General features: G+C 66.7%; 1 protein-coding gene. It reads left to right on the top strand.

All coding sequences use genetic code 11. The annotated features are described in order from the left end of the window. The coding region (gene tnpC, locus NKH29_RS32550; RefSeq protein ID WP_353001431.1) for an IS66 family transposase at positions 1-1,040 on the top strand (1,040 nt) is incomplete at both ends.

Below are 1,040 nucleotides of genomic sequence, written 5' to 3'. Positions count from 1 at the left end.
CGCCGGCGCAACCGCGGTCACTTGCCGGCCCATCTGCCGCGGGTGGAGCGGGTCATCGAGCCCGAGAGCACGTTGTGCCCGTGCGGCTGCGGCGAGATGGCCAGGATCGGCGAGGACGTCAGCGAACGGCTGGACGTGATCCCGGCCCGGTTGCGCGTGCTGGTCACGCGCCGCTCGAAATACGCTTGCCGCCGCTGCACGGGCGCGGTCGTGCAGGCGCATGCCCTCGAGCCTGTGGTGCCTGGTGGCCTGCCGACCGAGGCGCTGATCGCCCAGATTATCGTCGCCAAGTTCGGCGATCACTTGCCGTTCTACCGGCAGGCCGAGATCTACGCTCGCCAGGGCATCCAACTGGATCGCGCCACACTGGGCAATTGGGCAGGCCGGGCCTGCTTCCATCTCAAGCCGATAGCCGAGCACATGCGATGGCCTCTGGCTGGCGCGGATTGCCTGTTCATGGACGAGACCACCGCGCCGGTGCTCGATCCCGGCCGCGGCAAGGTCAAGAAGGGCTTCTTCTGGGCGATCGCTTCCGATGACCGCGGCCATGGTGGCCAAGGCCCGCCCATCGTGCTGTTCCACTATGCGCCAGGGCGCGGCGGCGAGCATGCCGAACGCTTCCTTCAAGGCTTCGGCGGACAGTTCCTGCAAGTTGACGCCTATGAGGGCTATGACCGGCTGACACGCCTGGAACGGCCGCAAGGACCGTGGCTGCTCGTCCCTTGCTGGAGCCATCTGCGCCGACGTTTTGTGAAGCTGGCGCGCAACACCAAGTCCCCGATCGCCGAAGCCGCCGTGCGCCAGATCGCCACGCTCTACGCCGTCGAGGCGACGGTGCGCGGCATGACGCCACAAGCTCGGCTCGCCGCCCGACAGCAGTACTCCACCCCGATCATCGCCGCCTTGAAGCCGTGGTTTGAAAAGCAATTGTCGATGATCTCCTCGGGCTCAAAGCTGGCCGAAGACATCCGCTATGGTCTTGCCCATTGGGAAGGGCTCACCCGCTTCCTCGGCGACGGCCGGCTCGAGCTCGACACCAA

Origin of the sequence: Mesorhizobium sp. M1295 (assembly GCF_040318135.1) — a bacterium.
Classification (GTDB): domain Bacteria; phylum Pseudomonadota; class Alphaproteobacteria; order Rhizobiales; family Rhizobiaceae; genus Mesorhizobium.
This window is presented reverse-complemented; position numbering and strand designations above follow the sequence as displayed.